Origin of the sequence: uncultured Dysosmobacter sp. (assembly GCF_947631165.1) — a bacterium.
Classification (GTDB): Bacteria; Bacillota; Clostridia; order Oscillospirales; family Oscillospiraceae; genus Oscillibacter.
This window is the reverse complement of sequence record NZ_CANRKH010000014.1, coordinates 20597-45502: the sequence shown is the minus strand read 5'-3', so window position 1 is coordinate 45502 and position 24906 is coordinate 20597. Positions and strand designations below refer to the sequence as shown.

The 24906-nt window shown below is 59.1% G+C and carries 21 protein-coding genes, 1 other RNA gene and 1 pseudogene; 7 read left to right on the top strand and 16 right to left on the bottom strand.

What is annotated here, in order from left to right:
• Positions 1-25: 25 nt before the first annotated feature.
• Both Q0Z69_RS08625 and Q0Z69_RS08620 read left to right on the top strand, forming a co-directional pair.
• Positions 26-346 carry a nucleotidyltransferase family protein gene (locus Q0Z69_RS08625; RefSeq protein WP_298032113.1) on the top strand — a complete coding sequence of 107 codons (321 nt, stop codon included), beginning with the start codon at positions 26-28 and terminating at the stop codon, positions 344-346.
• Positions 321-707 carry a nucleotidyltransferase substrate binding protein gene (locus tag Q0Z69_RS08620; protein WP_298032110.1) on the top strand — a complete coding sequence of 129 codons (387 nt, stop codon included), beginning with the start codon at positions 321-323 and terminating at the stop codon, positions 705-707. Before Q0Z69_RS08625 ends, Q0Z69_RS08620 begins: the two co-directional genes overlap by 26 nt.
• 41 nt (positions 708-748) lie before the next feature.
• On the opposite strand, the gene Q0Z69_RS08615 is transcribed toward Q0Z69_RS08620, so the two are convergent.
• Positions 749-1243 carry a type III toxin-antitoxin system ToxN/AbiQ family toxin gene (locus tag Q0Z69_RS08615; RefSeq protein WP_298032107.1) on the bottom strand — a complete coding sequence of 165 codons (495 nt, stop codon included), beginning with the start codon at positions 1241-1243 and terminating at the stop codon, positions 749-751.
• A gap of 338 nt (positions 1244-1581) precedes the next feature.
• On the opposite strand from Q0Z69_RS08615, the gene Q0Z69_RS08610 reads away from it, so the two are divergent.
• Both Q0Z69_RS08610 and Q0Z69_RS08605 read left to right on the top strand, forming a co-directional pair.
• Positions 1582-3192, top strand: coding sequence for a recombinase family protein (locus Q0Z69_RS08610; protein ID WP_298032104.1), 1611 nt, complete (start codon positions 1582-1584; stop codon positions 3190-3192).
• A 12-nt stretch (positions 3193-3204) separates the two neighbouring features.
• The gene (locus tag Q0Z69_RS08605) at positions 3205-3630 is read left to right on the top strand and encodes a manganese catalase family protein (RefSeq protein ID WP_298032228.1); all 426 of its coding nucleotides are present in this window, start codon (positions 3205-3207) and stop codon (positions 3628-3630) included.
• A 34-nt stretch (positions 3631-3664) separates the two neighbouring features.
• Here the strand turns inward: Q0Z69_RS08605 and cysG are convergent, their stop codons facing one another.
• The 9 genes from cysG to Q0Z69_RS08560 all read right to left on the bottom strand — a co-directional run bounded on the left by cysG (position 3665) and on the right by Q0Z69_RS08560 (position 15022).
• Positions 3665-5740, bottom strand: a complete 2076-nt coding sequence (gene cysG / locus Q0Z69_RS08600) for a siroheme synthase CysG (RefSeq protein WP_298032102.1) — start codon at positions 5738-5740, stop codon at positions 3665-3667.
• Between the two features lie 11 nt (positions 5741-5751).
• Positions 5752-6507, bottom strand: coding sequence for an ABC transporter ATP-binding protein (locus Q0Z69_RS08595; RefSeq protein ID WP_298032099.1), 756 nt, complete (start codon positions 6505-6507; stop codon positions 5752-5754).
• On the bottom strand, positions 6504-7493 hold the full coding sequence (locus tag Q0Z69_RS08590) for an iron ABC transporter permease (protein ID WP_298032096.1): 990 nt from the start codon (positions 7491-7493) through the stop codon (positions 6504-6506). Before Q0Z69_RS08590 ends, Q0Z69_RS08595 begins: the two co-directional genes overlap by 4 nt.
• On the bottom strand, positions 7474-8340 hold the full coding sequence (locus tag Q0Z69_RS08585; RefSeq protein WP_298032094.1) for an ABC transporter substrate-binding protein: 867 nt from the start codon (positions 8338-8340) through the stop codon (positions 7474-7476). The genes Q0Z69_RS08590 and Q0Z69_RS08585 overlap by 20 nt, the downstream gene beginning before the upstream one ends.
• A gap of 139 nt (positions 8341-8479) precedes the next feature.
• Positions 8480-10015 carry a nitrite/sulfite reductase gene (locus tag Q0Z69_RS08580; RefSeq protein ID WP_298032092.1) on the bottom strand — a complete coding sequence of 512 codons (1536 nt, stop codon included), beginning with the start codon at positions 10013-10015 and terminating at the stop codon, positions 8480-8482.
• 32 nt (positions 10016-10047) lie between these two features.
• The gene (gene ligA / locus Q0Z69_RS08575; RefSeq protein WP_298032089.1) at positions 10048-12078 is read right to left on the bottom strand and encodes an NAD-dependent DNA ligase LigA; all 2031 of its coding nucleotides are present in this window, start codon (positions 12076-12078) and stop codon (positions 10048-10050) included.
• 115 nt (positions 12079-12193) lie between these two features.
• Positions 12194-12895: a sporulation protein YunB gene (gene yunB, locus Q0Z69_RS08570; RefSeq protein ID WP_298032087.1), complete on the bottom strand. Its 702-nt coding sequence runs from the start codon at positions 12893-12895 to the stop codon at positions 12194-12196.
• Positions 12896-12971: 76 nt separating this feature from the next.
• Positions 12972-14354 (bottom strand): UDP-N-acetylmuramoyl-L-alanine--D-glutamate ligase, encoded by a 1383-nt coding sequence (murD, locus tag Q0Z69_RS08565; RefSeq protein ID WP_298032084.1) that lies wholly within the window; start codon positions 14352-14354, stop codon positions 12972-12974.
• Positions 14355-14491: 137 nt separating this feature from the next.
• Positions 14492-15022 (bottom strand): GNAT family N-acetyltransferase, encoded by a 531-nt coding sequence (locus tag Q0Z69_RS08560; protein WP_298032083.1) that lies wholly within the window; start codon positions 15020-15022, stop codon positions 14492-14494.
• A 294-nt stretch (positions 15023-15316) separates the two neighbouring features.
• Here Q0Z69_RS08560 and Q0Z69_RS16880 point away from each other — a divergent pair.
• Positions 15317-15850 (top strand): annotated as a pseudogene (locus Q0Z69_RS16880) (DKNYY domain-containing protein); the annotation flags it as partial.
• Positions 15851-16116: 266 nt separating this feature from the next.
• Here Q0Z69_RS16880 and rnpB read toward each other — a convergent pair.
• From rnpB to fba, 3 genes are all read right to left on the bottom strand, one after another.
• Positions 16117-16491: RNase P RNA component class A (rnpB, locus tag Q0Z69_RS08550), an RNA gene on the bottom strand.
• Between the two features lie 46 nt (positions 16492-16537).
• Complete coding sequence (locus Q0Z69_RS08545; protein WP_298032081.1) at positions 16538-17578, bottom strand: helix-turn-helix domain-containing protein; 1041 nt, start codon at positions 17576-17578, stop codon at positions 16538-16540.
• Between the two features lie 249 nt (positions 17579-17827).
• Entirely contained in the window at positions 17828-18793 is a 966-nt protein-coding gene (fba, locus tag Q0Z69_RS08540) for a class II fructose-1,6-bisphosphate aldolase (protein WP_298032078.1), read from the bottom strand.
• Positions 18794-19027: 234 nt separating this feature from the next.
• On the opposite strand from fba, the gene Q0Z69_RS08535 reads away from it, so the two are divergent.
• Together Q0Z69_RS08535 and Q0Z69_RS08530 are read left to right on the top strand one after the other, a co-directional pair.
• Positions 19028-20266 carry a 6-phosphofructokinase gene (locus Q0Z69_RS08535; RefSeq protein ID WP_298032075.1) on the top strand — a complete coding sequence of 413 codons (1239 nt, stop codon included), beginning with the start codon at positions 19028-19030 and terminating at the stop codon, positions 20264-20266.
• Positions 20267-20450: 184 nt separating this feature from the next.
• Complete coding sequence (locus Q0Z69_RS08530; RefSeq protein ID WP_298032072.1) at positions 20451-21827, top strand: S-layer homology domain-containing protein; 1377 nt, start codon at positions 20451-20453, stop codon at positions 21825-21827.
• Positions 21828-21869: 42 nt separating this feature from the next.
• On the opposite strand, the gene Q0Z69_RS08525 is transcribed toward Q0Z69_RS08530, so the two are convergent.
• From Q0Z69_RS08525 to Q0Z69_RS08515, 3 genes are all read right to left on the bottom strand, one after another.
• A complete protein-coding gene (locus Q0Z69_RS08525; protein WP_298032070.1) occupies positions 21870-22859 on the bottom strand; it encodes a hypothetical protein in 990 nt (329 codons plus the stop codon).
• Positions 22856-23416 carry an RNA polymerase sigma factor gene (locus Q0Z69_RS08520; protein ID WP_298032067.1) on the bottom strand — a complete coding sequence of 187 codons (561 nt, stop codon included), beginning with the start codon at positions 23414-23416 and terminating at the stop codon, positions 22856-22858. The genes Q0Z69_RS08525 and Q0Z69_RS08520 overlap by 4 nt, the downstream gene beginning before the upstream one ends.
• A 136-nt stretch (positions 23417-23552) precedes the next feature.
• The gene (locus Q0Z69_RS08515; RefSeq protein WP_298032065.1) at positions 23553-24878 is read right to left on the bottom strand and encodes a hypothetical protein; all 1326 of its coding nucleotides are present in this window, start codon (positions 24876-24878) and stop codon (positions 23553-23555) included.
• Between the last annotated feature and the right edge of the window lie 28 nt (positions 24879-24906).

Genomic DNA, 24906 nt, shown 5'->3' with positions numbered 1-24906 from the left:
CGGTGCCAAAAGATTTGGTGATTTTATGGATTGTCGATCCCCCCTGTCTATCCCCTCTCCCCTGCTTGCCCAGCTCCGGGCCTCCGCCGCGGCCCACGGCGCCCGCCGCCTGGTGCTGTTCGGCTCCCGCGCCCGGGGCGACAACACCGCCCGCAGCGACATTGACCTGGCGGTGTACGGTATGCCCGAAAAGGAACGGAGCGCCTTCTGGCTGGAGACGGAGGAGCTTCCCACTCTGCTGAAACTGGATATCGTCCATATCACACCCAATATGGACCCTGTTTTTCTGCGCAATATCGAAAAGGATGGTGTGACCCTGTATGCTTCAGAAGATGGAAAACTATAAACACGCCCTGGCCCAGTTGGAAGAGGCCGTGGAGCGCTATCAAAAAACGCCGGAGGACGCCCTGTATCGGGACGGCCTGATCCAGCGCTTTGAATTCACCGTGGAGCTTGCCTGGAAGTCCATCAAGGAATATCTGGAGGATCAGGGCATGGTCCTCTCCATTGCGTCCCCCAGAGGGATCTTGAAGGAGGCCTTTTCCGCCGGCGTCCTGGATGACGCCCAGCAGTGGAACGACATCCTGACCGCCCGGAATCTGACCTCCCACGTCTATGACGAGGCCACCGCCGTCGGCATCGCCCGGAAGATCTGCACGGAGTTCCTTTCCCCCCTCCGCGCTCTCCTGCGCGTTTACGAGCAGTAAGGGCAAAATAAAAGCCGCCGGGTCTCCCCAGCGGCTCACGGTCATGATTTTGTTGTTTTGAAATAATATTTTACGTATTCTTGCTCCAGTAGCTTAAAATCGCAGCAATTCTTCACCAAAAATGGAGTCTTCTTCACTGTAACGCCCTCATAGGTCTTTCTGGCGTGTTCCCGTATCTCCTTCCTGTGGGCATTGCAGAATTTCAGTTGATTCCACAGCAGATTTCTGTAACGCTCATCCGGATCTTTGGCGATATCAAAGGGAACCAGGAAGAAATCCTTGGCGGGAACCATATTGTTGAATCCCAGCAGGCCGTACTTCCCGCCGTCGATCCGCATAATATGGACATTGTTTTTGATGTTTTTATGGTTCGGCTTTGGAGATTCCATCGGAACGAAATACTTGTGCTGCCCAACTTCCAGGACAACGCCCAGATAGGGCCGATGTTCGCCCTTGTTGTACTGTACGCGTTCATCAATGTTATGCAGGTACTCTATGTATCCCTCTCGTATCCTGTATATCTTTAATTTTTCCAAGCGATTCCCTCCCGCTGTGAAAAAGCGGGGCAACTTGCGTTACCCCGCTTTTTAGCTCCCCACTCAAGGCAGGGGTTCTCCTCTTTTTTAGCTCCTCACTCAAGGCAGAGGCTCTCCTCTTTTTTGGCTCCCCACTTATCAGGCAGGGGCTTTCCTCTTTGGGGACAGGCGGACAAGAATGGGCCGAGGGCAATTCTTGTCAATGCAGAATACAACAAAATGTTGTTTCTGTACTTTCCATTATACGCACCCGTCAGAAAAAATCAACAACTTTTTATAATTTTTTCGCATTTATTATCACTTATTATAATTTATTCTTTCAAAAGGCAGGTAATCCCATGCTCTCTGAAACTTCTAAAATTGTCCCCTTCGGGCGGGATTACTGCATCTACCTCCGCAAATCCCGCAGTGATCTGGAGGCAGAGGCCCACGGCCAGGGGGATACCCTGCTCCGCCACCGGACAAAGCTGCTGTCTCTCGCCAAGGCCATGCGCCTGAACATTGGCCGCATTTATGAAGAGGGCGTCAAGTCCGGCGAGACCATCACCTCCCGCCCGATCATGCAGGAGCTGCTCCACGATGTGGAGGCCGGCATGTGGGCCGGTGTCCTGGTGATGGAGGTGGAGCGTCTTGCCCGCGGCGACACGATTGACCAGGGCCTGGTCTCCCGGGCCTTCCAGTTCAGCGGCACCCGCATCATCACGCCGGTCAAGACTTACGATCCCCAAAGCGAATTTGACCAGGAGTATTTCGAGTTCGGACTGTTCATGAGCCGCCGGGAGTACAAGACCATCAACCGCCGCCAGCAGCTGGGCCGTCTGGCCTCCGTGAATGAGGGAAAATGGCCCTCCAACCGCGCCCCCTACGGATATGACCGGATCAAGCTGGAGGGCCAGAAGGGCTGGACGCTGCGGCCAAATAAAAACGCGCAAGTGGTGGCGGATATCTTCCGCTGGTATACGGAAGGACCGCCCGCCGCCAGCGGCGCTTTGCGCCGCCTCGGCCCCGCTAAGATCGCCTCCCGATTGAACGCGGCGGGGATCCCCTCCCCCGGCGGCCATGACTGGACCCAGAACAGCGTCAAGGACATCCTGCGGAATCCCGCTTATGCCGGCTGGGTCCGCTGGGGAAACCGCCCCCAGGTCAAGGTGCTGCGGGACGGCGCGGTCGTCAAGACCCGCCCCCGCGCCGAAGCTGGCAGCGAGACCGTGAGCCGCGGCCTCCATGAACCGATCATCTCACAAGAGATCTTCGACCAGGCCGCAAAGCTGCTGAAAAACAATCCCAGCCGCCCCGGGCCAAAACAGTTGGGCATTAAAAGTTCTCTGGCCGGGCTGGTGACCTGCGGCTGCTGCGGCCGGAAGATGGTCCGCCGCCCTTACCGGAGCGGCCACAAGGACGGCCTGATCTGCCCCCACCCATCCTGTCCCACCATGAGTTCCGACCTGGATATTGTAGAGGCCGCCATTCTCCAAGCCCTTCGGAGTTGGCTTGCGGACTTCGACCAGGCGCCGCCTGACGACACCACCGAGGCAGAGGCTGCCGAGCAGGCGTCTCTGGAGCGTTCCATTTCCGCGCTGCAGCGGGAAATGGAACAGGTCGCGCAGCAGGAGCAGCGGGCCTATGACCTGGTGGAGCAGGGCGTTTACACGGTGGAGCTCTTCACTGCCCGCTGTCAGGAGCTGTCCCGCCGCCGCCTCGATCTGGAGCAGCGCATCCAGGCCGCCGGTGCGGCCATGACCGCCCTGGAGCAGCAGCTCCAAGCCAAGAGCCTCATTGCCCCCGCCGTCCGCCGTGTGCTGGACAGCTATGCGCTGGCCGAAACGCCGGAAGAAAAAAACGCCCTCCTGCACAGCGTATTAAAGGACGTTGTCTATACCAAAACCACCGGCGGCCGCTATCAGGCCAGCAATATGTCCATCACCATCCACCCCCGCCTCCCATTTTAATTTGCTCATTATATCTATTTTCATGGTTCTAAAGAATTGGGACACCTGGAAATGGTAGGCACCATCGTCCACCAGCTGACCCGCAACCTGACAGAGGAACAGATCAGGACCGCCGGCTTTGACACCTATTTCGTGGACCACACCACCGGCGTATATCCACAATTTGCCTCCGGATACCCCTGGTCCGCCTCCACCATGCAGGTCACTGGCGATGTCATCGCCGACTTGAGCGAGGATCTGGCTGCGGAGCAGAAAGCCCGGCTGACTTATGACAACATCCTTCGTCTCTCCGACGACCCAGACGTCAATGACGTCATCAGGTTCCTGCGGGAGCGGGAGATCGTCCATTTCCAGCGCTTCGGCGAGGGCTTGCGTCTGGCCAAGGACAAGATGAACGAGAAAAACGTCTACTATATGAATCCTGCCTTCGACAAGTAAAAAATGTCCCGGAGCATCTGCTCCGGGACATTTTTTATGACTTTTGGAACAATTGCACAGCCCGCTGGATCGCAGTCACCAGTCCCTCGGCGGAGGCATCCTCCGCTGTCAGGCAGGGACCGTCATACCAGAGGCGCAGGACAGCGGCAGTGACGTTTCCGATACAGATGCAGACAGTGCCCTCCGGCACTGCACCGTGAGCGGCAAAGTACAGCTCTACACCACTGCCGCTGGAAAATACCAGAATATCTGCCCGTCGATCTGTCGCCGACTGAGCCGTCTGGGAGTCAGCAACAAGACGGTAGAGCGGGACATCCCGGACCTGAAATTTTTCCGTCAGCACTGACGCCAGATCAGGACTGCCGTGGGTGGAGCGAAGGAGGCAGACGGTCTCCCCTGCCGGGACGGCGTCCAGCAGAGCCTGCGCCAATGCGGCGGTGGTATGGACCTCTGGACACAGATCCGCTTGGATGCCGTGCTCTTCCAGAGCGGCGGCAGTGGCGGGACCGATGACAGCAAACCGACAGGCGTGAAGGCAGCGAAGGTCCATCCCCAGCTCCGCCAGATCATCAAAAAAGCAACGGACGCCATTCGCACTGGTGAATACCAGCCAATGACGACTGTCTGCCAATTCCTTTAGTCCCTGAGGCGGCGGGAATGGCGTTACCAGAGAACGCTCCGCGAGAAAAACGCTGGCGCCTAAGACTTCCAGGGCTGGAAACAGCTTGTCAGTCACTGCCGCTGTTCCGGTCAGAGCCACAGTAACGCCGGACAGGGGGCGGTCCGCCATCAAGTCCATCGCCGCAGTTGGACCTACCACGATCACAGCAGGGGGATGTACGTCCCGAGCTTTTTCAGCAATGTCCGCCAGTGTTCCCCGGACGATCATGGGATGGGGCGCATTGCCGCCGGAGACCACCGCCGCCGGCGTATCCGGCACCTTTCCAGCTTTCATCAGGGCGGCCGCCAACTGTGGGAGCCGGCGCAGTCCCATGAGAAATACCAGCGTTCCCTCCAATTGAGCCAGCAGATTCAGATCCGGCGGCAGGCTTCCCTTTGCTGTGTGGGCAGTAACGATATGGACGCTCCGGCTCACGCCCCGATGGGTCACCGGGATGCCCGCTTCGCCGGGAATGGCAATGGCGGAGGTGATGCCCGGCACCACCTCCCATGGAACGCTGGCGGCAGACAGCGCCCGGGCCTCTTCCCCGCCTCGTCCAAAGACGAAGGGATCTCCGCCCTTCAGCCGCACCACGGTCTGCCCCGCTCTGGCCTTTTTGATCAACAGTGCGCAGATCTCATCCTGCGCCGCAGAGCGGCGGCTCTGCCGCTTGCCCATATACAGCCGCTCCGCTTTTGACGGAGTCAGGTCCAGCAGGGCCGGGTCGATCAAATCGTCATATATAACTGTGTCGCAATTGGCCAGCAGCCGGGCGCCCCGAACGGTGATCAGGTCTGCAGCGCCGCAGCCGGCGCCCACCAAATAGACACACCCTCGTTTCATATCCGCTCCCGACAGCAGCATGTCGATCTCAGGCTCTGTCAGGGACCGCCGTGCAGCCAGACGGGTGTGGAACAGCCGGGAGAAGGCAGCAGGCCGCTCCGATTCCGGCAAAGCAGCCTTCACCCGGGGCCGCAGGGCTTTCAATTCCGTCAGCAGAGCACCAAAATCCTCTGGCAGCAGGGCGGATATTTGATCCTTCAGGTACGCCGCTGCCATGGGACTGGCACCACCGGTGGAGATGCCAATCGTTAAGCTATCCTGCTTTACAAGCGCTGGAAACAAAAAGGTACAGGAGTCCTGATCATCCACAGCGTTTGCTGGGACCCGTCGCGCTTGACACTGGGCGGCGATCTCACGGTTCAGCGCCCGGTCATCGGTGGCCGCGATCACAAAGGCTATGCCCTCCAGCATTTCCGGGGAAAAGGGCTGCCGCAGAAAGGTCAGTCCAGGCAGAGCCTCCAGCGCCGGGAGAATATCCGGCGCCGCCACGGTCAGCCGGGGGCCAAAGGACAGCAGCTTTTCCGCCTTTCGCAAGGCTACGGTGCCGCCGCCCACGATCAGGCCGTTCCGGCCCTCCAAATCAACAAAAAAGGGAAAATAGGCCATGGCTTGCCTCCTTACTGGTAATAATACCGCCAGCCGTCCGGCGTATTCACCCGCCCCAGGGCGACGCCGAATACACGGTCCAGGATACCGGCGGCAAACAGCTCTTCCGGCTCACCCAGGGATACCAGTCTGCCCTCCGCCAGCAGAGCGATCTCATCGACGGCCTGCATGGCTAGACAGAGATCGTGGAGCACAAGGATGACCGCCCTTCCCTGCCCTGCCAGGCGGCGGGCAAGGGTCATCACCTCTAACTGGCAGCCTACGTCCAGATAGGTGGTAGGTTCATCCATCAGTATGGTCGCTGTGTCCTGTGCCAAGGCCATGGCCAGATACACCTTTTGCCTCTGGCCGCCGCTAAGCTCCGGAACCATGCGGTGCGACAAGTCCGTCCCTCCCACTTGTGCCAGGGCCTGCTCCGCCGCCCGGTGATCCTTTGCCCGGCAGCGCCGGGGATAGCCCAAATGAGGAAATCGGCCATGAAGCACCATGCGGGACGCTGTGATGCTGGGGACAGGCCGGGACTGGGGAAGGAAGGCGACCCGCCGGGCGATCTCCTTAGGGGTATAAGTTTCCAGAGGCGCGCTGTCCAGCAGGATCTGGCCGCCAGACACAGAAAGCAGTCCTGCCGCCGCCCGCAGCAAAGTACTTTTGCCGCATCCATTGGGCCCCACTAGGGCCAATACCCGCCCGGGGTGGAACGTGAGCGTGACGCCATGGAGCACCTCCCGGCCGGGATATCCGGCGGAGAGATTTTGCAATTCGATCATCCAGTCCGCCCTCCCCTCTGCCGCAGCAGCAGCCAGATGAAGAAGGGACCGCCTGTCAGTGCCAGCACCACACCCACAGGCAGCTCATAAGGAGCGAACAGTAGCCTCCCCAGCAGGTCACAGGCCGTTAACAGCGCCGCGCCGCCAAGCGCGGAGGAGAGCAGCAAGGGAAGGCTTCCGCTGACTGTCAGACGGCGCATGATGTGAGGCACGATCAATCCCACAAAACCCAGCAGCCCTGCGAAGCTGACAGCGGCTCCCGCCAGCGCCGCTGCCAGGGCCAGCAGAAGCAGCCGCAGAGGCTGCACGCGAAGGCCCAGGCTCCTGGCGGTCTCCTGCCCCAGCAGCAGAACATCCAGCTCTCCTGCCAGGGCGACCAGCAGCGCCAGCGCCGGCAGCGCCAGCCAAAAGGCGGGGACTATCCGGTCCATGGACAGGCTGCCAAGTCCGCCGACACGAAAGTCGGAGTAGCCGTTCAGCGCCTCCGGCACGAAGGTCACCACAGCGTCGATACAGGCACTGCACATACTGGACACTGCGACACCTGCCAGCACCAGCGTGATACGGGCCGCGCCGGTCCGCTGGGCAATGAACAGTACCAGCAGCACGCCTGCCAAGGCCCCTAAAAAGGCGGCGAAAGGCACCATGGCCGCCGCGGTGGGGGCCACGGAGCAGCAGATAGCCACCGCCAGTCCCGCGCCGGCATTGACACCGATAATGTTGGGCGCCGCCAGAGGATTGTCCAGCACTCCCTGGATTACCGCACCGGAGACCGCCAACGATGCCCCTGCCAGCAGGCACCCACAGGCCCGAGGCAGACGGGCGTATAGCACGATCTGTCCCGCCGTGCCGGTCTCCCGGCCAAGCAGGGCCCCCAGCACCTCCCCCGGCGCCAGGGCCACTGGACCGAGGCATAGGCTCAGCAGCGCCAGCATCGGCGTCAGGACGGCCAGGACCGCCAGCGCCTTATTCGGTTGTCTCCCCATAGAGGATGTCCGCCAGCTTCTCATAGGCTTCTCCCCAACGCGCGTTCGGTTTCAAATTGTAAAGCCGATGGTCCAGGGTGTAAAAACGCCCCTCCCGCACGGCCCGAAGATTTCCCCATGCGGGGTTGGACAGCAGCGCCGCTTCTAAAGTGGCCTGGGCATCGGTAGGGTCTGCTCCCTGGAGCACGGCGAAGATGTAGTCTGGATCCCCCTGGATGATGGCCTCCAGGCTCAGGTCCTCCAGAAGGGAGCCGCTGCTGTCGGCGATATTGACACAGCCCAGCTCCGCCAGCATCTCTCCCAGCAGGTTATCCGTGCTGCCCTTTACCTTGCAGCTGGCCCCGGTGGCCCGGATGCACAGCACCGTGGGGGCAGAGCCATCCTGTCTCGCCATGGCGGCTTCCACCTGTTCCGCCACCTCTTCACCGTAAAGCCGGTAGCGCTCCGGGCAGCCCGTCAGGTCTGTGCAGATCTTCAGCATCCGCAGATAGTCGTCAAAGCGCTGCACGTCAAAGTAGGCCGCAGGGATGCCTGCCTGCTCCAGGGTACCGCACAGCTCCAGGTCAGTGGCGGTGTTGCAGCTGGCCAGCACCAGGTCTGGTTCCGACGCCAGCAGCACCTCTAAATTTGGCTCCTTGATAGCTCCCAGATCCGCAACCTCCTCCCTCAGCCCCAGGTCAAAAGAGGTCCAGGCATCATGGGCCGCGGCGACCAAGGTGTTCTCTCCTCCCGCCAGACACCATACGTCGGCAAAGCTGCCGATCAGCGCCGCCGTCCGCCGGGACGTTTGGGGGACCGTGACGGTCCGGTCCAGATCATCTGTAAAGGATATCTCTTTGCTAGTCATTGGCTTCTCCTGCTTTGCAGGAGCGGAACAGCCCGCTAGAAGCAAGAGACAGAGCAGTGTGCAGATTCGTTTCATTCGCTCCCCGCTTTCTCAAAAAAGGCAGGCACACTGAACATGTGCCTGCCCTTGGTGTTTCCTATCAGGCGTATTTCGCGATGATGGCTTGCAGTTCTTCGCCGTGTCCGGCGGACCATGCCTCCCAGCCCTCTGCCGAAGCGGCTTGGCCCAGCTCCACCAGCAGCGTGGGGATATCATTTTCCAGAATGGTAGCGACCGGCTCACCGAATCGGGCCTTACCCAATGTGTCGCTGCCCCCCAGGAACAGCTTGAAGGCTGGCTGAGGCTTGCCGTCCACCGGCTTCACGCAGCCCTGGAAGCCCATAGCCCCTGCCTGGTGGGCCGCGCAGCTGGAAGGACAGCCAGAGACACAGATCCTGGGCAGCGCGCCGTCCGGCAGTTCCGCCTCCCGCACAGCGGCCACGGCGGTCTGCAGCAGGCCCTGGCTGTCACGCACACCCTGCTGGCAGATGGTGGCGCCAATACAGGCCACGCTGTGATCAAAGACGGTCTTTGCGCTGTCTGCCGTAGCGTCCAGTAGCTTCCGGGCTTCGCTGGCGGTGAGGTTGATGATATAGACGGTCTCGTCAGGGCCTACCCGGCACTCTGCACCAGGAATGTCCTTCAAAATGGCATACAGTGCGGCGGGCTTGTCCGCCGGGAGCAGGCCGCCGATGGGGTGGTACTCCACAGCGTACAGCTCAGTCTGCTTCTGTCGGATGACCCGAGGGCCGGAGAGCGTCTCCCCCGTGCCCCGCGCCTGGTCGGCAGGAGTCTCCAAATCGGGAAGCTCCAGCCCTCCCTCGGCCTTTCGGGCGGCTACGTTGGACAGGAATGCCTCTTTCAAGCCGTCCGACCCCAGTGTTTCCTGCATGTAGCGAGTGCGGGCCTTGGCCCGGTTCTCATAGTTGCCGTGGGCGCAGAAGGTATCGATCATGGCTCGGATGTAGTATAAAATCTCCCTGGGGGCCACGGCCTCGTCTACCAAAACGCCCATGCGGTGGTTATTGCCCAACCCGCCGGCGATCCGCAGAGCGAAGGTGCCGTCCGGCTGGGCCAGGAAGCCCATATCCCGGAAAGCAGTGTGAACGCAGTCATCTACGCCGTTGCAGAACGCGACCTTCAGCTTGCGGGGCATTTTGATATCCCGGCAGATGGACAGCAAGTATTCCGTGGCTGCTTGAGCATAGGGAATTACATCAAAAGCCTCACCGGGCTGTACGCCAGACAGGGGGCTGCACATGACATTGCGGGGGTTGTCTCCGCCTCCGCCCCTGGTGAAGATACCGCAGCTGATGGCCTCCTCCATGATGGCGGGTACCTGTTCTTCTGACAGGTCGTGGAGCTGCACCGTCTCACAGGTGGTCAGCTTCAGCTTTTGAATGCCGTACTTCTCCACAGTCGCCGCCAAAAAGCCCAGCCGTTCCACTGTCAACCGCCCGGCAGGAAGGCGAAGCCGCAGCATATGGCGGGACTGGTCCCGCTGGGCGTAGCTGCCCATGCCGCCTGAGGTTCCCTTATAGTCTTTTTTGCTGATCTCTCCCTGCTGGAAAGCGCTGATGGTCTCTTGGAATGCTCCAATCTCAGAGCGGAATGTCTCGATCCACTTCTGGTCCATACATCTTTCTCCTTTTTCAGGCGTTTTGGCGTTTAAGCAGTTGGTTTTTTGAACAGTGTCTCCACAGCTCCGGCATCTCCCTCAGCCTCGCCGATCAGCACCAGGAACTGCGTCTCGTCGATGACCGGCACGCCCAGCTCCTGGGCCTTCCGCAGCTTGGACCCGGCAGCCTCGCCCGCCACTACACAGCTGGTCTTTTTCGATACGGAACCGGAGACCTTGGCGCCCAGAGACTCCAGTTTGGCGCCTGCTTCCTTGCGGGAATAGGCGGTCAACTCGCCGGTGAGAACAAAGGTCATCCCAGCAAAACGCTGGTCCACCGGCACGGCGGTGCTCTCCATATTCACCCCGGCCTCCTTCAGGCGGCGGATCAGGTCCTGTGACTGGGAGGCGGACAGGTAGTCCACGATGCACTGGGCGGTAACAGCCCCTACGTCGTTGATCGCGGTCAGCTCGTCCACTGTGGCGGCGGCCAGCGCGTCAAAGGTTCCGAAATGGGCCGCGAGGACCTTGGCGGCCTTCTCCCCTACCTGGCGGATGCCCAGACCATAGATCAGCTTGGAGAGGTCGTTGGCCTTGGACTTCTCGATGGCACGGATCAGGTTTTCCGCCGACTTGGCGCCCATGCGGTCCAGGGCGGCAACATTTTTGGCGTGGATGCTGTAAAGATCCGCCGCGTTGCCGATCAATTTGTTTTCCACCAGCTGCTGCACCACAGCGGGACCAAGGCCCTCAATATCCATGGCGTCCCGGCTGGCAAAGTGGGTGATGTTCCGCAAGAGCTGGGCGGGACATTCCGCACCGGTGCAGCGCAGGGCCGCACCATCCTCATCCCGCCGGACAGGCGCGCCGCAGACGGGACAGACCTCCGGCAGAGTATATGGCTTTGCAGTGTCGGGCCGTTTGTCCAGGACCACCTCCACGATCTCCGGAATGATCTCCCCCGCCTTCTGGACGATGACGGTATCGCCGATCCGGATGTCCTTTTCCACGATAAAATCCTGGTTGTGAAGCGTAGCATTTGTAACAGTGGTGCCTGCCAGCCGCACGGGGGTCAGCACCGCTTTAGGGGTCAGCACACCGGTGCGGCCCACCTGGACCACAATGTCCAGCACGGTTGCGGGCTTCTTCTCCGGCGGATACTTGAACGCCACCGCCCATTTGGGAAATTTTGCGGTAGAGCCAAGAATTTCACGGTCTGACAAGGAGTTTACTTTTACAACAGCGCCATCAATATCAAAAGGATATTCCATTCGTTCATCATTGATGCGGTCGATCTCCGCCTGTACCGCGGTGGTACCAGCCAGCGTCTTGTGGGGGATCACCTTGAACCGCTGAGAGGCGAGATAATCCAGCGTCTCAGAATGGGAGAGGAATTCCCGTCCCTCCGCTGATTGCAGATTGAACACCTGAATATCCAGTTTCCGTTCCGCACAGATCTTGGGATCCAGCTGCCGCAGAGATCCGGCAGCGGCGTTACGGGGATTGGCCATCAGCGGTTTTCCCTGTAATTCCCGCATGGCGTTGATCTCTTCGAACACATCCCGGGCCATATAGACCTCTCCCCGCACAATGAGCCGCGGCAGCTTATCCGGCAGCGTCATAGGAATGGAGCGAATGGTCTTGAGGTTCTCTGTCACGTCCTCCCCGACCCGGCCGTCGCCCCGGGTCGCGCCCCGGACGAACACGCCGTTTCGATATTCCAACGCTACAGACAGGCCGTCTACCTTCGGCTCCACAGAGTATTCCACTGGACTGCCCAATGTTCCGTTCATCCGCTCGCAGAACTCCGCCACCTCGTTGGCGTTGAACACATCCTGCAGACTCTCCAGCGGGACCTCGTGGGTATAGGTGGCAAAGCCATCCAGTATCTTGCCTCCGATACGCTGGGTCGGTGAATCCGGCGTGACCTCCTCCGGATGCTGAGCCTCCAGCTCCTCCAGCTCCCGGTTCAGCAGGTCATATTCCCGGTCGCTCATAGTAGGGGCGTCCAGCACATAGTAGCGGTAGCCATTTTCATTCAGGATGCTGCGAAGCTCCTGTATCCTCTCGCGGTAATCCATTTTATGCCTCCCTGAAAATTAGGAATGAGAAATTAGGAATTGCTGTATTCCGCCAAAGGCGGAATGATTTCATGTGTCCGGCTTTACCGGACACATAATTCCACATTCCTAATCCTTATTTATTTAAGATATAGTCCCTGGCATCCTCATCCAGAACATCCGGTGTGGTGCTGAAATAGGTATAGGTGTCCGGCACGCTGCCTACGATCACTGTTTCCGCCACGGTGAAGCTGTTGGAGACCTTGGTGGCGGTGGTGAAGCCCGGAAGCAGGATGCTGACGTACACATCAATATTCAGCACAATGTTGTGCCGGGTCTGATTGATGCCGGCAGAGACGAACTGATTTTCAAACCAAGCGGTAGAAGAACCCACCGACTCCATCCGCACGGAGATCCGGGGTCCACGGCCAGCCAGCAGCGCCGAGCCGGTAAGAGTCCCGATCGGGATCCCCAGCTCCCTGGCAGAAACTTGGTCGATGCGAAGCAGGACCACATCCAGGATATCGGATTGCAGGCGGTTGAAAGCCGCCATATTGCTGTACAGAGCGGTGACCCGGCCCTCGCTGTCCTTTTCCAGCGTAGTCAGGTCCTGATAACGAAAGCCGCCGGACTGTATCGTCTCATCCACCGCTTCTGTGACGATGCGGGTGACGGCATTGCTGACTCGGGTAGTCGCCAGACTTTCCAGCAGCGGTTTCATACGGGCAGTGGCGGTCAGCGCCAGGGCCAGCAGAAGTGTGAGCAGCGCCAGGATCAGCATCCGCAGAACGGCCCGGCGGTCCAGCGAGCGGCGGTAATAGTAAAAGCCTCTCCACACAGCGCATCCCTCCTGCCGGTATCCTATGCGGAAATAGGGATGGACCATGCGGAAATAGAGGATCATTACATTTGTTTTATCCGTCTGGAAGAGCGTTGACGATCTCCTTGAACACGCGTCCCCGCTCCATGAAGTTGGCGAAGCGGTCAAAGGAGGTGCTGGCGGGAGACAGAATCACCACATCCCCATCCTCCGCGCGGCTGTCAGCCAAAGCCACAGCCTGGTGATAATCCGCGACATCCACAATTTCAAGACCATTATAATTAGAGGCCTGCTCTGTGGACCGGCGGATCACGCCGGCGGTAGCGCCGCAGAGGATCAGCAGCTTTACATGCTCGTTGACCACCGGGCCAAGCGCCTCGTATGAAATGCCCTTATCCTTGCCGCCGGCGATCAGGATCACCTTCCGGTCAAAGGAATTCAGTCCCGCGATGGTACGGCTGGGGCTGGAGGCGATAGAGTCATTGTACCACCGAACGCCCCGCCGGGTCCGGATCAGCTCAATGCGGTGCTCCACACCGCCGAATTCCCGGGCAAACTCCCGAATGATAGCATCAGGCACCAGACCATCCACAGCGGCGATGGCCGCCATATAGTTCTCAATATTGTGAACGCCGGGAAGTTTGATATCGGTGGTTTTCATGATCTCCCGCTCCAGGCTGTCCCGGCGGGCGATCACAGCATCTCCCCGCAGGAACACGCCATCCTCCAGTTCCTGTTTACGAGAGAATAATCGGGTGCGGCCGACGGCCCGCTCCGCTTCTTCAGCCGTGTAAATATTATCGGCGTTAAATACGGCAATATCCTCTGCTGCTTGATGTGTAAAGATATTTTCCTTTGCGGAAATATACTCCGCAAAATCCTTGTGGACGTCCAAATGGTTGGGAGCCAGATTGGTCAAAACGGCGATATGAGGACTATGGGTCATTGTCATCAGCTGGAAACTGGACAGTTCCAGCACAGCAATATCATCTGGCCGCATATCTCCGGTTTCTGCCAGCAGCGGATGCCCGATGTTGCCGCCCAGGTGGACGGTCCGTCCCGCCCGCTTCAAAAGCTCTGCAATGATGGTGGTGGTAGTGGTCTTACCGTCGCTGCCGGTAACGCCGATCTTCATGCAGGGACAGACGGCAAAGAACACCTCCATCTCAGAAGTCAAAACACTGCCCCGCTCCACGGCATCTCGCAGTTCCGGCAGATCTGGGCGCATTCCAGGAGTACGGAAGATCACATCTTGGTTCAAACCCTGTAAATAGTTTTGTCCTAACTGAAGGCGGCACCCCGCAGCTTCCAGTTGATCGCCAACGATCCCCAATGCCTCCCGGCTCTTCCTGTCGCAGGCGGTGACAGCTATACCACGGGACAGCAGCAGCTGGATCAGCGGCTGATTGCTGACGCCGATGCCGATAACAGCCACAGTCTTCCCCTGTAGAGAAGTCAGATATTCCTCAAATGTCATGGGTCCTCGCTCCTTCGTCCTCCGCCCCAAGACGGATGGTCTCGTACAAAGTCATTATACCGCAGAGGCGGAAAAAAAACAACACAGCTGTGAGAGATTGAAGATCGGAGATACTGCGTTCAGAAGAACTTTTATCTTCACTCTTCACCCTTTAATCTCTTCTCCAGGCACACCAGCCGGACGTCCTGAATACCATTGAACACCGTGGGTACGATGCCTGCCTCCATGTAGCCCAGACGCTTGTACAGTGTCCGTGCCCGGAGATTTTTGGCGTTGGTGTCCATTCTGAGATACCGGCAGCCATGGGCCAGAGCATACTGTTCATAAAAGGATACGAATTTTGTGCCATATCCCCTGCTCCCTGCCCCGGGCGAAACTACTAAAGTATGAAGCACCATCACCTGATCCGCTGGTGCGTCATAGTGCCACGATACCAGGGCATAGGCTGGCTCCTGGATCTGGTTCAGCTTGGCGGCGGCTACGATCCGTCCATTCTCCTCTGCTACGAACATATGGCCCAGGCGGATGGCATCCTCTGCCGTCTTTTGGGTTGGATACACGCCGCGGATCCAGCCGATGACGGCCCGTCCAGCTTCCTCTTCCGTGTGGAGTTCATCATAGATCTGGCTGATCTGGCCCACGTCCCCGGCCTGCGCTCTCCGAATCATACCCGTTCCTCCTGCTGATTTTCTCTCTGTGATACTTGTGATCTGTGCATTGATTTGGATTTCATAGTCAATAACGATATGCTTTTCAAACAGCGGGCACAGCCCAGTTGAAAAAGTCGCAAACGATTTCGCTGAATTAACTATAATATCATATACTATCTGTGGACAAAAGGCAACCGCTTACCCATACGGCTTCTTTTCCGCACTTGTCCGCCGGCGGTTTTCCTGTGTTGAAACGGGCTGGCAAAGATGATATAGTAAAGTCATTACAGGTCAACACAGGGAGGCGCAGTCATGGGCTTTGCCAGTATTCTGAAGGACGGCACAGGGAAGCCATCAGGCTACCGCATGTGCGACGGCGAGATCGCCTACATGCCGCAGCAGCAGTCATATGAAAAGATCTTTCGAAAGGTAAACATTGACCCCAAGACAATGGAAGTGCTGAGCCACGATTTCATCAAGGATCACCGGCGCGTATACCGAAGGGGCGTGCTGCTGCGCGGGATCTCGCCTGAGGGCTTTCATTGCTTCAATCCGGCCTACATCGGGAACCATCAAGTCATTTACACCCCCTACGGAGATGCCAAGGTCGCACATCCGGAGACCTTTGAGGTGCTGGATGACGGGCTCGGGAAATTTGGCCCGGAAGGCTATGGCAGAGATGCGGAATTTGTGTATTTCTTCACTTGCTCCACAGACACCTGCTACGCCGTCCGGCTGCGAGGATGCAAGAATCCCTCTGCGTTTTCCCTTCTGCCCAGCGGATACGCAAAGGATGACGCACATGTCTACTATTCCCAGGCGATCGTCAAACAGGCGCTTCCCGATTCCTTTGCCGTGCTAAAGGATGGATACGCCCGGGATGACCGGCACGTCTTCTGGCGAAATCAGCTGCTGAAAACCAATGTCCGGGACTTCACGATCCTGGGAGACGGCTATGCCAAAGACGGCCGGCAGTATTTTCCCACGGCGTGCCCAGCGGGACAAAGCCGCCCATCTCTGGATAAGCGCAGGAACAGCCCTCGATTGGAGGCACTGCCCCGCATAAGAGAAAAGCCCCGGTCTCGTATTCCGAGACCGGGGCCGTATCCTAAAATGCGAGCAAAACTATAAGCCGGGTTCTGTATTGGACGGTCATCTATCTAGGCGTACCGTTGCCGGTACGCTCAAGCCACCCCGGGAGCGGCCGGGCCAGCCTTGGGGAGGTCCCCTGCTCCCATACCGGTGTTGCTCCGGATAGAGTTTACAGCGATGAACAGTTCCCAGCCATCGAGTGCGCTCTTACCGCACTTTTCCACCCTTACTGGCAGGCACCGGCCTCAGCCGGCCATTTACCAGCGGTATTTCTCTGTTGCACTTGTCCTGAAGTCGCCTTCGGCGGGCGTTACCCGTTATCCTTGCCCTGTGGAGCCCGGACTTTCCTCATGGACGGCCTTTCGGCCTGTCCACGCGACCGTCTGTTTTCCTCGCGGATTCATTGTACAGGACCTCCGCCGGATTGTCAATGGTTTTTGCTTACTCCCACTCACAGCGAAGAAGCTGCCGGACCTCCTCCGGCACTGTGTCCGGCCAGGACTCCGTAATCTCCCCGTCTACCAGATCATAGATGGTGTAGGGCTTCTCCGTCCAGCGGGTGCGGATGACGGCCTCGTTCTCCCCGTCGCCGTCCACGTCTGCGACGGCGGCGCTGAGGCAGTCCTTCACCAGCAAGATCGTCTCCATAACTGCCTCCGCAGGGGTGCCGCCGTCCGCCACCTCGTTCGGCGCACTCGTATCTGGACCATTTCCATTCCTTACGATCCAAAACCGGGCATCGCATAGAAAGACCCTGCCCCACTCCTCCGCATAGGGGTCTGGGTAGAAGTTCTCCTGGGCGTAAAACACCTGCGGATGGCCGAACAGCGGCGCGCACTCTGCCTCGTAGGTCGCGTTCATCATGCTGCCCAGGGAGATGCCAAAGGGCTCGCAGGACGTCACCATCCCCTCCCGGGTCCAGCGGTTCCAGCGGTAAGTCAGCCGGTAGACGTACTGGTCTCCCCCCTCATCGGTCAGGGGAATGACCTCAGGCTCCACCCCATCGCCGCACCGCAGCTTCAGCAGGCGGTCCTTGTTGCCCCGCTCCTCCAGATAGAGATAGGTCTTCCCCGCCTCTGTTTCCTTTAGCTGGAACGCTGTCGTGTCCGTCACCGTCTGAAACGTAGCCGCGTATAGGATGGTCAGTCCCGCTGCCAGCAGCAGCAACAGCACCGCAGCGAGACGGCCCCAGCCCCGGCGCCGCTCCGCCTGCAGGCTCTCGTTGGAAATGGTCAGCAAATTCTTCACAGGCTCCTCCTCTCGCTCCGCCGGATCTCTCCGGCAGGCCATCAATTCCTCCACCCTCAGATCCAGGGCCGCCGCCAGAGGCTCCAGCAGCGTTACGTCCGGGTAGCTCAGGGCACGCTCCCACTTGGAAACAGCCTTGTCCGTGACGTGCAGCCGCTCCGCCAGCTCCCGCTGGGTCAGCCCCAGGGCCTTCCGCTCATCGCCGATGAACCGGCCCAACTGTTCCTTGTTCATGTTCTCACCTCGCCTTCAGTGTACCGCCGGCCAGGAAAAAACGCAACCGACTGGCGGTTGAGATGGGAAAAGAGCGAAGAGGAGCGTATAAAAAGTGAAGATGACCGCCCATCAGGTCTGGTCATCTTCACTTTTTACTTTGATTCGGATACCACACCCTTTGCCGCTGTTTTTCGCGGAAACGGTGCGGGGCCGGAGAGATGAAAACAGGGAGCGTTGATAACGCTCCCTGTTTGAAAACGCCGGATATCAAGCCTTGTGGTCACAGCCCAGAACGTCCACGATCTTGTGGGCCACCATGTCCTTGATGGCCTGACGGGCAGGCTTCAGGTACTGGCGGGGATCGAAGTGGTCGGGATGCTCGGCCATATACTTGCGGATGCTGGCGGTCATGGCCAGACGCAGGTCGGAGTCGATGTTGATCTTGCAGACGGACATGGTGGCCGCCTTGCGCAGCTGTTCCTCGGGAATGCCTACCGCATCTGGCATGTTGCCGCCGTTCTCGTTGATGATCTTTACGAACTCCTGAGGCACGGAGGAAGAGCCATGGAGCACGATGGGGAAGCCAGGAAGGCGCTTAGAGACCTCCTCCAGCACGTCAAAGCGCAGCGGAGGCGGAACCAGGATGCCCTTCTCATTGCGGGTGCACTGAGCGGGGGTGAACTTGTAGGCGCCGTGGCTGGTGCCGATGGCGATGGCCAGAGAGTCACAGCCGGTCTTGGTGACAAACTCCTCGACCTCTTCGGGCCGGGTATAGGAGGAATCCTCGGCCTTGACCTTCACCTCGTCCTCCACGCCGGCCAGGGTACCCAGCTCAGCCTCGACCACCACGCCGCGGTCATGGGCATACTCCACAACCTTCTTGGTGATTTCAATGTTCTCGGCAAAGGGCTTGCTGGAAGCGTCGATCATGACGGAGGTGAAGCCGCCGTCGATGCAGCTCTTGCAAGTCTCAAAGCTGTCGCCGTGGTCCAGGTGCAGGCAGATGGGCAGGCCGGTCTCAATAACGGCGGCCTCCACCAGCTTCATCAGATAAGTGTGGTTCGCATAGGCGCGGGCGCCCTTGGACACCTGCAGGATCAGGGGAGCTTCCAGGTCCTTGGCGGCCTCAGTGATGCCCTGCACGATCTCCATGTTGTTGACGTTGAAGGCGCCGATGGCATAACCGCCGTTATAAGCCTTCTTGAACATTTCGGTAGTGGTAACCAGTGGCATAACGATCATCTCCTATAATTTTATTTGTTTCCTCCAGCCGCCCCGCCCACATGCAGAGGGCTCGTTAACAAATTGGCAAATTGGCGAGAACAAGCGGACGAAAACGATTTTCTTCTATGATAATATCACAGAAAAAATAAATTGCAAGTATTTACAATTCTTTTTTTCAATGATATGATAGGGATACTGATTTTCCTACGTAAGATAAACCGATTTTTGAGGAGGATGTTTCCTATGAGTGAGCTGAAAGGCGCATGCATCGTCGGCCAGTCCGGCGGCCCCACTTCCGTCATCAACGCCAGCGTGTACGGCGTGATCGACACCGCGCTGAAGGACCCGAATATCACCCGCGTTTTAGGCGCGGAGCATGGCATCAAGGGCGTTCTGAACGACCGCCTGTTCGACATGGGCCAGGAGGACCCCGCCGAGCTGGAGCTGCTGAAGTACACCCCCTCTTCCGCGCTGGGTTCCTGCCGCTATAAGATGGCGGATCCCGATGTGGACGACACCGATTACAAGCGTATCCTGGAGATCTTCAAGAAGTACGACGTCCGCTACTTCTTCTATAACGGCGGCAACGACTCCATGGATACCTGCAATAAGATTTCCAAGTATATGCAGAAGGTGGGCTATGAGTGCCGCGTGATGGGCGTGCCTAAGACCATCGACAACGACCTGTTCGGCACTGACCACTGCCCCGGTTTTGCCTCTGCCGCCAAATATATCGCCACCAGCTGCATGGAGGTCTATCAGGACGCCCGTGTGTATGACACCGGCATGGTCTGCATCATTGAGATCATGGGCCGCCACGCCGGCTGGCTGGCCGCTTCCGCCGCCCTGGCCACCGCTTACGGTGCCGGTCCCGATCTGGTGTACCTCCCCGAGGTGGACTTTGACATGGACGCTTTCCTGGCTGATGTGGAGCGCATCTACAAGGAAAAAGGCAACTGCATGGTGGCCGTGTCCGAGGGCATCCACTATGCCGACGGCTCCTTCGTCTCCGAGGCCAAGACCTCTGCCACTGATGGCTTCGGCCACGCCCAACTGGGTGGTCTGGCCGCCATGCTGGCCAATGTGGTCAAGGAGAAGACCGGCGCCAAGGTCCGGGGCATCGAGCTGAGCCTGCTGCAGCGCTGCGGTGCGCATCTGGCCTCCGAGACGGACATCGAGGAGTCCTATATGTCCGGCAAGGCCGCCGTGGAGAATGCCGTGGCCGGTCTTACCGACAAGATGGTGGGCTTTGAGCGGGCCTATGAGGACGGTAAGTACGTCTGCAAGACCAAGCTGCTGGGCCTGACTGAGGTTGCTAACACCGAGAAGAAAGTTCCTGTGGAGTGGATCAACGCCGCCCACAACGGCGTGGAGAAGCCCTTCATCGACTATGCCCTGCCCCTGATTCAGGGCGAGCCCAAGCTGCCGAAGGTGGATTCTCTCCCCCGCTTCGCCAAGCTGAAAAGGATTTTGGTGAAATAATTTACAGCGATCCCAGAAAAAGAGCGGCAGAAGCCGCTCTTTTTTTACGTGTTTCTGCATGGTTTGATGGTTCCTGTTACATCCTGTTTTCACTCTGTAACCATTTTAGGGTTGAAAATACTCGCAGTTCCTGTTATATTGTATTGGTATACAATTGTATACCAAAGTAAAAAAGGAGACACTTATGAATATTCCAATAATCCGGCTCAGCAGAAAAACAGCCCTGCTGCTGGGAAGCCTGCTGACATGCCTGTTGGTGTATGCTGTTTTAACGCCCAAAGCTGCGGCCGCAGGGTTCCGAGACGTACCTGCCTCCCACTGGGCCTATGAGAGCATCAGCCATATGTCCGCCCGTGGATTGATCCAAGGCAGCGGCGGAAATTTCCATCCCAACGAGCCGGTGAGCCAGCAGGCATTTTTGTCCATGGTCTGCCGGGCGGCGGGTCTGGACGACCGAAATCTGCAAAGCGGCGACAACTGGGCAGATCCGGCCATGGCCTATGCCTTTTACCAGGGCTGGTGTGAAGAGGATGAGATCAACCGCAGCAGCCGCGCCAAGCCCATTTCCCGTGAGCTGGCGGCTAAGCTGCTGATCAACGCCCTCTTCCACCAGGAGCTGGGCCGCTATGCGCCTCCCTCCTTCAGGGACGCGGGTCAGATCAGCCAGGACCGCCGTCCATATGTGGAGACTGCCGCCGCACTGGACCTGCTGAACGGCTATGACAACGACTGCTTCCGGCCGCAGAGCAGTCTGACCCGGGCGGCGGCTGCGGCACTCCTCAGCCGGGCGCTGGCAAGGCTGGAAGCGGACCATCCCGCCGCCGGTGCGTCTCTCCAGGTGCCGGTGCTGATGTACCACGATATCTCCTACCTGGGCCAGGGCTATTCCAAGACCCCGGAGATCTTTGAGCGGCAGATGCAGGAGTTGAAGGATGCGGGCTTCCACACCGTGTCTTACAGCCAGCTGGTAGACTACGTGGAGCGGGGCACGGCCCTTCCGGGAAAGCCCATCGTCATCTCCATTGACGACGGCTATCGGACCAACTACACATACGCCTTTCCGATCCTGAAAAAGCTGGACATGAAGGCGGAGATCTCCCTTATCGGCGCAGCGATCCAATATTCCTCCTGGGGCCTGAAGTGGGACGAGATCCAGGAGATGGCCGCCAGCGGCCTGGTCTCCTTCCAGTGTCACACCTTCTTTATGCATGGCAACTATACCGCCGAGGGTGGCCGTCTCGGCGTTCTGAAAGCCAAAAATGAGAGCTGGCAGGCGTATACAGAGGCTTTGGGGGCGGATACTGTCAAAGCGCTGGACATGCTGGAGACTAAAACGGGGACCCGTCCCATTGCCTATACCTATCCCATGGGCAAATGGAACCAACTGGCAGAGGCTATGGTTTCCAGCCTGGACTGCAAGGTCACCGTGACCACCAAGGATGGCGTGGCGGAAGTCCGCCAGGGGGACCCGTCGTCCCTCCACCTGATGGACCGCATCGGCATGGACTTTTTGAATGGAAGCGTGCTCAAGGTCCTGCGGCGATATGGATATCGAGGCTGAAAGAAAAAGGAACGCGCCCGGTGGTGCCGGGCGCGCTTTCCTTTATTTCTCCAATCCCGCCCAGGCCAGCAGCCACCGGCTGCCATCGTAGGTCAGCTCCATGGTCAGATAGTTGCAGGAGTCCTCCAGGTTGATGGTGTGCTTGACGGAGACGATAGCGGAAGCAGGAGCCTGGCTATCGTCCGGCGTGTAATCAATAGCGGTGACGCTGATGTCTCCTGAGACGTCTCTGCCGTAACCGTCCACCTCCGCGTCCTCCGCCAGCAGGTCGGAGACGCTGTCCATCCGGTCAGAGAAGATGGCCTCTGTCAGCCGCTCCACGGCAGCCTGCAGCTCGCCCACCCAGGCCGGCGAGGTAGTGAAGCCCTCATAGACCACAGTGAAGGTGTTCATCATGTCCCGGAAGCGAACGCCATGGCCCTCGGCGGCCTCGGTGAAATATCGGGCAATGAGGACAAAGCTGCCGCCGTAGCCGTCATCCACACAGAGAACGTCCACTTGGGCATCGTTCCAATCCGTGCCGTCAGAGGCAGAGCGGGAGATGGTGGACTCTGTTTCCTCTACCTCCGATACCTGAGCGTAGATCTCTGACAGCTCCCGCGTGACCTGCTCCATAGCCGCGGCTTTGTTCCAGCGGCCCTCCATGTGAGAGATGGTCAGGTCGATGGGGGGAAATCCCTCTGGCAGTGCTTCGATGGGACGGATGGTGTAAATACCGTCTTTCTCTGTGGTCGTGTAAATGTTCTCATTCACATAGATGGCAAAGCTCGCGTTGGGCTTGGGACCGTACTGGATGCTGCACAGGTGCAGGTCTCCCACTTCCCCGCCGGTGAAGGACAGCGTTTGAATGGGTTTATTGCCATCCTGCCGTCCCGGCTGAGGCAGACAGACCGCTGCCAAGACCGCCGCGCAGGCAGCCAGAACGCCAATGACAGCAGGCCAGCTCCGGCGCTTCCAGGGCCGCTCGCTGCGCTCCAACAGCTGGTCATCCACATTGTTCAGGGCGGCAAACAGACGCTCTTCCTGTTTCATAGGGTGATCCCCTCCTTTTCCAAGTATCTCCTCAGCTTTTCCCGGCTGCGGAACAGGCTGGTTTTGACGGTGTTCGGATTCAGGCGATACCGGGCCGCAATGTCCGCCAGCGGCTCCGCGAACCAGTACCGGCGCAGGAAAAGATCGCAGGCCTGCTCCGGCAGGGTGTGCAGGAAGCGATTCAGGGCCCGCTCCAGCTCCCGGTCCTCCGCCGCCTGGGCGGCGCTGGGAACGGATGGGACGCAGTCTCCCAGCTCTTCCAGCACCAGGGGCAGCTCTCCCCCGCCCCGCTTTTCCGCCCGGGCCGCCTGAAAACGGCCGAGGGCTGTCCGCCGGGCGATCTTGCCCAGGAACAACTTCAGTTTCTCCGGCCGGTGAATGGGCATGGCGTTCCACGCCCCCAGCCAGGTGTCGTTGACGCACTCCTCCGCATCCTGGCCGTTGGCCAGGATGTTGTGTGCGATGGCATAGCAGTAATTGCCGTATTTAGCGTGGGTCTCTGTGATGGCGTCGCCGCTGCGCTGCCAGTACAGGTCCACGATGCGGCTGTCCTCCATGGAACCAGCTCCTTTCTGTTCTTTTCACTGATCTAGTCAGAAAAACTGTCGAAAGGTTCCCGATAGCTTCAAATTTTTTCAAACCCGCCGCAAAAAAACAAACGGCTCCCATGTTGGGGAGCCGTTTGTTTCGCAGTCATGGGTTTCGGGAGAGGGCTGCTTCCAGAAGCGCCCGATCCGCCTCGGGAAATTCGGAGAGGACCGTGTCAAAGCCCTCCGGGGCGTCGTTTCGCTGGGCCTGGAGGAATCCGGCGATGGCCTCCTGGAACTGCCCATGGGAGGACAGGTACAGCCGCATCATGTCCCGGTCCCGGGTCTCCTGCTCCTGGCCGACGGCGGCCTGCTCCAGGGCAGTCCGGAGGGGCGTCCACCAGTCGGAACCATAGTGGAACCGTCCCAGCACACCCCAGTTGTCCGGCGTGAAGCCGCCCATGCAGTCCAAAAGCTCCAGATCGTCCACCTCCCGGTCAAAGTACAGGGCCATGACCAGGTCGCTGGCGTGAAGGTTGGTTTCGATATAGGCGAAGTCCACGCCGTCCGTCAGGGAGAAACTCCCCGGCTGGGTCTCGCGGTGGCCATATTCCTGTTCCACAAAGTGCTTGGATGCGCCCTGGGGCGTCAGCAGTTCCGGCTGCTGGCCCGCGTCGCAGGCGGCCTGTATCTCCGCATAGTAGTCCGCCGCGGCCATGCCACTGTCTGGGAACCAGGGATAGATATTGCCGTTGGTGTCATAGTACCGCTCCACGCACCAGATGCCGCCCTCCCCCTGGCGGACGGGTTGGGAAAGGACCAGCGTGTCCCAGATGCGCCTGTCGCCGTCGAAGGTGAAATAGGGGTAGTAGTTTACATAGGCATGGTTCCCGTCGTAGGTGAATTCCCCGTCCCAGAACTCCGACTCGCCATAGGGCATCAGACCGTTGCGGGTTATGAAGTCGTCGCAGACCTGACTGCTCAGGGCACACAGGGTCTCCCACTGCTTCCAGTCCTCGCTCTCTGTGTCGATGGTGCCTTGGCTGCGGTAGAACTGCACGTCTGTGGGATAGGTCTTGGCGTAATACCGGTCCGCGCCTTTTGCAAAGATATTGACGCCGCTGCCGTCAGAGCAGAGATGGCGTTCAAGGGCCGCCTGGTCCAGAGCGGAAATGCCGAACAGGAAACCGATACCATCGCTGTCTCCCCAGTCAGCCTCCGCCGCATCCACAGAGGCCTTTTCGCAGACGTGCAGCAGCGGGACCCAGCCGCTGTTTGCGGCAGCTTCGGGGAAGTCTGTTTCGACCAGAAGCAAGTCCAGATATTGGGTTGGGATACCGGCCTGCAGACCGCCGCAGTCAAAGGCCGTCGTCTCCGGCACGGCAGGGTCCTCCCGTGCCGGCGCAGGTCCGCCGGAGGCACAGCCCGCAGAGGCACACAGCAGGAGCGCCGCCAGCAGTGGGAGGAACAGGTTCTTCAAAAAATGGCTCATAGGCAGTCTCCTTTTCGTACTTGATGGG